7 protein-coding genes and 1 pseudogene are annotated in these 8,182 nt (G+C 67.0%); 3 read left to right on the forward strand and 5 right to left on the reverse strand.

Annotated elements, in window-relative coordinates; genetic code table 11:
* From MSZK_RS33140 to MSZK_RS20435, 5 genes and pseudogenes are all read right to left on the reverse strand, one after another.
* A pseudogene (locus MSZK_RS33140) lies at positions 1-107 on the reverse strand (ABC transporter permease); the annotation flags it as partial.
* The gene (locus MSZK_RS20420) at positions 97-1,266 is read right to left on the reverse strand and encodes a thiolase (protein ID WP_099250454.1); all 1,170 of its coding nucleotides are present in this window, start codon (positions 1,264-1,266) and stop codon (positions 97-99) included. The gene MSZK_RS20420 and the pseudogene MSZK_RS33140, both read right to left, overlap by 11 nt.
* Positions 1,263-2,474 (reverse strand): OB-fold domain-containing protein, encoded by a 1,212-nt coding sequence (locus MSZK_RS20425; RefSeq protein WP_099250455.1) that lies wholly within the window; start codon positions 2,472-2,474, stop codon positions 1,263-1,265. Before MSZK_RS20425 ends, MSZK_RS20420 begins: the two co-directional genes overlap by 4 nt.
* Positions 2,475-2,491: 17 nt before the next feature.
* Positions 2,492-3,697 carry a CaiB/BaiF CoA-transferase family protein gene (locus tag MSZK_RS20430; protein WP_099250456.1) on the reverse strand — a complete coding sequence of 402 codons (1,206 nt, stop codon included), beginning with the start codon at positions 3,695-3,697 and terminating at the stop codon, positions 2,492-2,494.
* Entirely contained in the window at positions 3,694-5,190 is a 1,497-nt protein-coding gene (locus MSZK_RS20435; RefSeq protein WP_099250457.1) for an aldehyde dehydrogenase family protein, read from the reverse strand. Before MSZK_RS20435 ends, MSZK_RS20430 begins: the two co-directional genes overlap by 4 nt.
* 434 nt (positions 5,191-5,624) lie before the next feature.
* Here MSZK_RS20435 and MSZK_RS20440 point away from each other — a divergent pair, with 434 nt between their 5' ends.
* From MSZK_RS20440 to MSZK_RS20450, 3 genes are read left to right on the forward strand one after another with little or no spacing between them, the layout of a single operon-like run.
* Complete coding sequence (locus MSZK_RS20440; protein WP_099250458.1) at positions 5,625-6,485, forward strand: mycofactocin-coupled SDR family oxidoreductase; 861 nt, start codon at positions 5,625-5,627, stop codon at positions 6,483-6,485.
* A gap of 36 nt (positions 6,486-6,521) precedes the next feature.
* A complete protein-coding gene (locus MSZK_RS20445) occupies positions 6,522-6,719 on the forward strand; it encodes a ferredoxin (protein ID WP_099250459.1) in 198 nt (65 codons plus the stop codon).
* Between the two features lie 54 nt (positions 6,720-6,773).
* Positions 6,774-8,138 (forward strand): cytochrome P450, encoded by a 1,365-nt coding sequence (locus MSZK_RS20450; protein ID WP_099250460.1) that lies wholly within the window; start codon positions 6,774-6,776, stop codon positions 8,136-8,138.
* Positions 8,139-8,182 lie beyond the last annotated feature (44 nt).

Raw genomic sequence — 8,182 nt, forward strand, 5'->3', positions numbered from 1 at the left:
ACCGCATCAGCCGACATCGCAAACAAACCACCAACAGCCGCCATCGGGCTCGACAGCCCACTCAACGCGATCCCCGGCGACCAACGATCGGCTCCCTCACCTGTCATCGGTACCGGGTCCTTCCAGGATCGTCACCGCGGCCACGGCCGTGGGTCCACCGATGTTGTGGGCCAGTCCGATTCGCGCGCCGTCCACCTGGTTGGCGGCCTCACCACGAAGTTGGTCGAAGAGCTCCACACATTGCGCGACCCCGGTGGCACCGGGCGGATGGCCCTTGGCCTTCAGTCCGCCACTGGGATTCACCGGCAGGGCTCCGCCAACACACGTCACCTCGGCCTCCATCAACTTGTAGGCCTCCGCAGGTTCGGCGAAGCCGAGATCTTCATAACTGATCAGCTCGATGCCGGTGAAGAAATCATGAACTTCCGCGACATCGATGTCCGCAGGCGTCAGGTCCGCCATCCGGAACGCTCTTTTCGCCGCGCGTATCGTCGCCAGGAAGGTGGTCATGTCGGACTTGTGCTGATGCATCACCGAGTCGAGCCCCAGCCCGACACCGCGGATCCACACCGGACGATCGGTGTAGCGGTCCACCACATCCTCGGCTGCCAACAAAAGTGCTGCAGCACCGTCACTTTGGGGTGCACAATCGTAGAGCCCGAACGGCGTCACCACCGTCGGTGCGGCGAGCACCTCGTCAATGGTCACCTCGAACCGAAGCCGCGCTTTCGGATTGGACACCCCGTGCCGGTGGTTCTTCACTGCGACCATAGCCATGTGCTCGCGGGTGGCCGGGGTTTCGTGCAAATACCGCGCAACGTGGAGAGCGAACCCCGCCGGGGCGACCAACCCCAGCGGGTAATCCCACGCCATGTCGCGGGCCATCGCCTCCCATTCCCACAGCAATTGCTTGGACGCGGTCTCGCGCAGTTTGTCGGCACCCATCACCAGAGCGACATCAGCTGCACCGGAGGCGATCCCGTAGAGGGCGTTACGGACAGCGTCATTGCCGGTGGCACAGGAGTTTTCGATCCGGGTAACCGGCAGCTCGGACAGCCCCAACGAGTCAGCCAGAATGCCCGCCGGGAACCCGTCGGGCGTTCCCATCGCGCCGAACCAGGCCGCGTCTATCTCGGACTTGTTGATGCCTTTGTCGACCCGGGCCGCGCAATCCGCGAACGCCATCGGGAGAAGGTCCTTCATCCCGAGGGCGAAATGCTCACCGAATGCCGTCATACCGGCACCGACCACCGCGACCCGTCTCATGCCGCACCCCAGGATCGAGCCGACGACTGCGGGCGGGCGGCGACCCGGTACGGCTCGAACGCGTACCCATAGTCGGGCACACCGGATCTCAGCGCGACCCGGCGCAGGGTGAGCCGTCCGCGGTCGCCGATCCGCACGCTGCCCGGCTCGACGCCGGTGACCTTCACCAGCGCGCGCACCCCGACATCGTCGAGCTCGACGATCACCAGCGAGTAGGGAGTGCGCAACCCCGGCACCGGGATGTGCACGGTGACTTCGGTGTAGACCGTGCCCGCCCGCGGCAGCGGCACCAGGTCGTAGTCGGTGGTCAACGTGCCGTCATCAGCCAGCCGGTAACGCGGCGGAAAGTCCCATTCCTCGCTGCCGGTGTGCCGGCCGGCTTCCCAGCGCACCTTGGCTTCGAAGGCACGCTCATAGGCCGCCAGCGAGATCGGGATCTCGGTACCGGGGACCACCTGGGTCTGTGGGCGCGGCCGCGGCGCCGGCTCGCGGCGGTAGACGGCGGCATCGCCGCCGGCCACCGTCACCCCGGACAGGCTCGCCTGCTCGACGGCCACCAGCGGGCCGTGGGTGCGCGATTCGGCGAGCGCGGCCAACGCGAACAGTCCCGCGCTGGCCCCGGATGTCGGCAGTACCGGCGGGTTGCCGCCGCACAGTTCGACGGCGCGGTCGTGATCGACACCGGCCAGGGCAACCGGAGTGTCGAGCCAGGCCGCCGCCAGGGAGGCGACCAGGCCGCGCTCGTGGAGCAGTCGCGGGTCGCCGTAGTCGTGGATCACGCCGCTGGCTGTGCGGGTGCGCACCGGAAGGCTGCGGGCCACCCGCGCCGCGGTACGTACCTGCAGCCCGCTCTCGGCGGTCAGGATGGCGGCCGCGCCGGCCGGATCCAGGTCGGTGCCGATGACCAGGGTCCGCGGCCGGGCCGAACTGACCGCGTCCAGGGTGGCCGGCGCTCCCCCGAGCCGCTCGTCGACCTCCAACTCGGGGTCGAGGCCGAGACCCGCCAACAGCACCGCAGCGTTACTGCTCTCCAGCAGCGGCAGGTCTCGGCTGACCAGGACGACGCGTTCGACGGCTCCGCCTTCGGACAGCGCGGCCCGGCCCGCCTCGACAGCGAGTGTGGCGGCATCCTCGTCGTCGCCGGTGATGCGATGTGGGTCACACCCCCACGGGGGTAGGTGGGTACCGATGGCGGAGATGTGCGGCATGAGGGCTCCGGCGCGACCTACGTGACCGCGCCGGCGGTCTTGAGTTCGATGATGCGGTCCCAGTCCAAGCCCAGTTCTTCGAGAACCTCGTCGGTTTGCTCGGCGAATCCCGGTGCCGGCCCGCTCTGCGGCGCGGCGACGTCGAACTGCACCGGATTGGACACCAGTTCCAACTCCCCTGCCTGCACCAGGTATTCGTTGGCTCGCACCTGCGCGTCGGCGGCGGCCTGCAGCGTGTCCTGCACCGGCGCCCACGGGCCGGCCAGGGTGGCGAACCGCGTCGACCACTCCGACAACGTGCGGGTGCTCATCGCCTTGCCCAGGATTTCGACAGCGTCCGCGGTGTTGGCCGCGATCTGCTCGGCCGAGGAGAATCGCGGGTCGTCGATGTACTCGGCGATGTCCATGTGCCGGCAGACGTCGGCCCAGAATTTTCCCGGCTGCATCATCACGAACGAGATGTAGCGTCCGTCGGCCGTCTCGTAGAGCCCGACCAGCGGGTTGATCGGCGAACCGTGTACGCCGGGCACCGGCGCCACCAGCCTCTCACCCAGGTGCTGGGTCAGCGCAATCGTGTGGCCCATCGCCCACAGGCCGCTGCCCAGCAGCGAGACGTCGACCACCGACGGTTCTCCGGTGCGTTCGCGGGAGAACAACGCCGCCGCGATACCGCCGGCGAGATTGGTGCCAGAGATGGTGTCACCGTAGGCCGGGCCGGGCGGGCCGATCATGCCTTCCGTTCCCGGTGGTGTGATCGTCGCCGCCGTCCCGGCCCGGCACCAGAAGGCGGTCATGTCGTAACCGCCCTTTTCCGACTCCTGCCCACGCGGGCCGAAGGCGCTGCCGCGCGCGTAGATGATGCGCGGGTTCACCGCGCGGATGTCGTCGACGTCGATTCCGAACTTGGTGCGGTGCCCGGGCAGAAAGCTGGTCAGGAACACATCGGATCGACGGGCGAGTTCGTAGAGGACTTCCCGGCCTTCGGGCACCGACATGTCCAGACCGATGCTGCGCTTGCCCCGATTGGCGTGCTCGACATTGGGATTCGGGTCGCCCTCGACCCGCAGCGGGCCGGTCTGCCGCAATCCGCGCTGCGGATCACCGGTCACCGCGTGCTCGACCTTGATGACGTCGGCACCCCACTCGCCCAGCACCGCTCCGCAGGACGGGACGAACCCGTACATCGCGACTTCGAGGACCCGAACTCCCGCCAGTGGCCTCACGACACGACCGCCGCGAGTGTCTTGCACTCGAGGAACTCCTCCAGGCCGGCCACCCCCATCTCGCGTCCGACACCGGACTGCTTGTAGCCGCCGAACGGACTGTCCGGGCCGAAGTAGTTGCCGCCGTTGATTCCCATCGTCCCGGCGCGGATGCGGCGAGCGATCGCCAGCGCACGGTCCTGGCCGCCGAAGACGCCGCCGGACAGACCGTAGATGGAGTTGTTGGCGATCCGGACCGCGTCGTCGTCATCGTCGTAGGCGAGCACGGCCAGCACCGGGCCGAAGATCTCCTCCTGGGCGAGCTCGCTGTCGGGGTCGACGCCGGTGATCAGTGTCGGCTCGTAGAAGAAGCCCGGCCCGTCGACCTTCTTGCCGCCGAGGACCACGGTCGCACCGGCGGCGGCCGCGCGGCGCACCATGCCGTCGACCTTCTCGCGCTGCGCCTCGTTGATCAGCGGTCCCATGTAGGTGGCCGGGTCGACCGGATCGCCGTAACGGACCATGCCCATGAAGTTCTTGACCAGTTCGACGATCTCGTCGTGATGCGCGCGCGGCACCAGCAGCCGCGTGGTGATCGCGCAGCCTTGGCCGGCGTGCGAGCAGATCATGAAGGCCGCCATCATGGCGCAGTTGGTGAAGTCGGCGTCGTCGAGCACGATCATCGCCGACTTACCGCCGAGTTCGAGGAACACCTTCTTGATGGTCTCGCTGGCCGCGGCCATGATCTTGCGGCCGGTCGCCGTCGACCCGGTGAACGTCACCACGTCCACGTCGGGGCTGGTGGTCAACGCCACGCCGACCGCGGCATCGGTGGAGCTGATCACGTTGACCACCCCGGCCGGGATGTCGGTGTACTTGGCGATCACCTCGCCGAGCGCCAGCGTGGTCAGCGGGGTGTCGGGAGCGGCTTTGAGGACGACCGTGCAACCGGCGGCCAGTGCCGGCCCCAACTTGGCCAGTGCCAACTGATTGGGATAGTTGTAGGCGATGATCGCGGCCACCACGCCGGCGGCTTCCTTCTCCACCCAGCGGTGGTGGCGCTGGCCCCGGCTCTCGATCTCGCCGAGGTCCTCACTCATCGGATACGTCTTCAGCAGATTCGCGTAGTAGCCCACGATCCTGATCGGGTCGTCGAGTTGCGCGCTCTCGGTCAGCGCATGGGTGGCGCCCACCTCGGCGATCGTCAGTGCGCGCAGATCGTCGCTGTGCTCCACGAGCGCGGTGTGCAGTTGCTCCAGGCACCGAATCCGCAACTCGACATTGGTGGCCCAGTCGGTGTTGTCGAAAGCGTTGCGGGCCGCGGCGATCGCCCGCTGCGCGTCGGCGAGATCCGCATCGGGTGCGTATCCGACGACCTCACCGTTGGCCGGGTTGATCGACGGACACCTGTGCGCCGCCCCGACGAGCTCGCCGCCGATGAGCATGTGCCGGTCGGACACCTGGCTTTCCGCCGCTTGCGCACCGCCCGCGATGGTGGCCGTCGCGTCCGACATCAGCAACTCCTCCAGTAGGTGGATAACTCGATTCTCATCTCCGGCGAATCATACATTCGGCTGATGAGAACTCAAGCCACGTTGACGGAACATCTCGCGACCGGTGACGCCGCCGGCGACACCACCTGGCGCGACATCTCCGCAGTTAGACAGATTGCGCCGAAGTGTCTTGCGAAACAGATCACACCGAGAGTAGCGTTCTCATATCAGAAAGGGCGATTCTTGACATCCGAGATCGGCGGGATCGGCGACGCGATGGGGCGCGGACGCCGCGACGTGGCGTGGCCTGCGCATTCCCGCCCCGCCGGCCGCCCGGGCTCCGGGCCCGACCACCGTGCCGCCGGCCCGCAACGGCGTTGCGCACCGGTGGCGGTCGAGCGAGCCACAGTTTTTCGACAGATCACGACATCGGGCAGTTAAAGAGAGGAACGGCTGTGGGACGAGTCCAGGGCAGGGTTGCCTTCATCACCGGCGCGGCACGCGGGCAGGGCCGCAGCCATGCGCTGCGACTGGCCGAGGAAGGCGCCGACATCATCGCCGTCGACCTGTGCCGGGACATCGAGACCATCGGATACCCGATGGCCACACCCGACGATCTCGAGGAAACCGCCGAACTGGTCAAGAAGACCGGTCGGGGCATCGTCACCGCGCAGGCCGATGTGCGCGAGGCCGCGGAACTCAAGCAGGCCCTCGAGCAGGGTCTCGCCGAGTTCGGCAAGGTCGACATCGTCGTGGCCCAGGCCGGTATCGCGGGGATGAAGGGACAGCCGCCGCTGCAGGCCTGGTGCGACGTCATCAACACCAACCTGATCGGCACCATCAACGCGATTCAGGTGGCGCTGCCTCATCTGGAAGAAGGCGCCTCGATCATCGCGACGGGTTCGACGGCAGCGTTGATGGACGCCCACCAGAAGGACAATCCGGGCGCCGACCCCGGCGGGATGTCCTACATGGTCGCCAAACGCCTGCTCTCCCACTACGTCCACGACCTGGCCACGGAGCTGGCGGTGCGGGGCATCCGGGCCAACGTCGTCCACCCGACCAACTGCAACACCGACATGCTGCAGAGCGAGCCCATGTACCGGTCATTTCGTCCGGACCTCGAACACCCGACCCGCGCCGATGCCGAGCCGGTGTTCGGAATCCAGCAGGCGATGAAAGTGAACTATGTCGAACCGCTCGACATCAGCAACGCGGTGTTGTGGCTGGCATCCGACGAGGCGCGCTACGTCACCGGGATGCAGCTGCGGGTCGACGCCGGCGGCTACCTCAAGTGGTACGACTACCACGTCTGAAAACCCCTCAGTGCCAAGCGATGCGGAAGGGACACCGTGAAAGTTCGGGTTGACCAGGAACGCTGCCAGGGCCATACCCTGTGCGCCATGATCGCCCCGGAGATGTTCGTGCTCAGCGACATCGACGGCAGCTCGTCGGCGGCGACCGAGATGGTGCCTGCCGATCAAGTGGAGCTGGTGCGTGAAGCCGTCCAATCGTGCCCCGAGCAGGCCATCGTCATCGAGGACGACTGACGGCCAGCCACCGAATCACCGATCAGACCACGAAAAATCAAGGGAGACAACGCCTTGAGCGTCGATGACACCACCGCTGACGACGAGCGCAGACAACCTCGTTATCACTTCGATCGGCACACCCCGGACTATCGGGTGCAGTTCGCCAAGATCACCGAGGAGATGCAGGAGAAGTGCCCGATCGCCTGGTCGGAGACCTATGGCGGACATTGGGTGGCCGCCGACAGTCACGCGGTGTTCGAACTCGCCCGCTGCCCGCACATCTCCAACGACCACGACATCCATGGCGAACGGCGCGGCTACAAGGGGATCTCGATCCCGACCGCGCGCCGGGCCACGGTGGTTCGCGGCGGCATGCTGGAGATGGATGATCCCGAACACCGGGTGTACCGCAGCGCGCTGAATCCGTATCTGTCGCCGGCAGCGGTGGCGCGGTGGGAGCCGTTCGTCCACGAGATCACCCGGGCCAGCATCGACGAGAAGATCGAATCCGGGCGCATCGACTTCGTCGACGACCTGGCCAACGTCGTTCCGGCGGTGCTGACGATGGCGCTGCTCGGTATCCCGCTGAAGAACTGGGCGATGTACAGCGAGCCGACGCACGCAGCGATCTACACTCCCGAACACTCCCCAGACGCCGAACGGGTCGCCGCCCAGCACCGTGAGATGGGCATCGATCTGGTGAACCGCCTCAACGAGATCCGGGAGAACCCCAAGCCCGGTCTGGTCAACGCGCTGATCAACCTGCGCGTCGACGGGCAACCGGCTCCCGATCTGGAGATCCTGGGCATGCTCGGACTGGTGATCGGCGGCGGCTTCGACACCACCACCGCGCTGACCGCCCATGCGCTGGAATGGCTTTCCGAGCATCCCGACGAGCGTGCGCGACTCAGTCGCGAGCGCGACACCCTGCTGGATCCCGCCACCGAGGAATTCCTGCGGTTCTATACCCCCGCCCCTGGGGACGGCCGCACGTTCTCCGACGACGTCGAGCTGGCGGGCCACCAGTTCAAAGAGGGCGAGCGGGTGTGGATCTCATGGGCCATGGCCAATCGGGATCCGGCGGTGTTCCAGGACCCCAACGACGTGATCTTGGACCGGAAAGGCAACCGCCACTTCAGCTTCGGCATCGGGGTGCATCGCTGCATCGGGTCGAACGTCGCCCGGGTGGTGTTCAAGGACATGCTGACCACCGTGCTCGACCGGATGCCGGACTACCGATGCGATCCCGAGGGCACTGTGCACTACGACACCATCGGGGTCATCCAGGGCATGCGCCATCTACCCGCCACCTTCAGTCCCGGCAAACGCCTCGGCCCCGGACTGGCCGAGACGCTGGACAAGCTGCAGCGGATCTGTGACGAGCAGGAACTCGCCCGCCCCATCACCGAACGCAAGGAAGCCGCCGTCATCGACTGATGCGCGGACTGCCGGACACACGACCGTGGCCCCTTCCGTGAGGA

Source organism: Mycobacterium sp. shizuoka-1, assembly GCF_002723835.1.
GTDB lineage: Bacteria > Actinomycetota > Actinomycetes > Mycobacteriales > Mycobacteriaceae > Mycobacterium.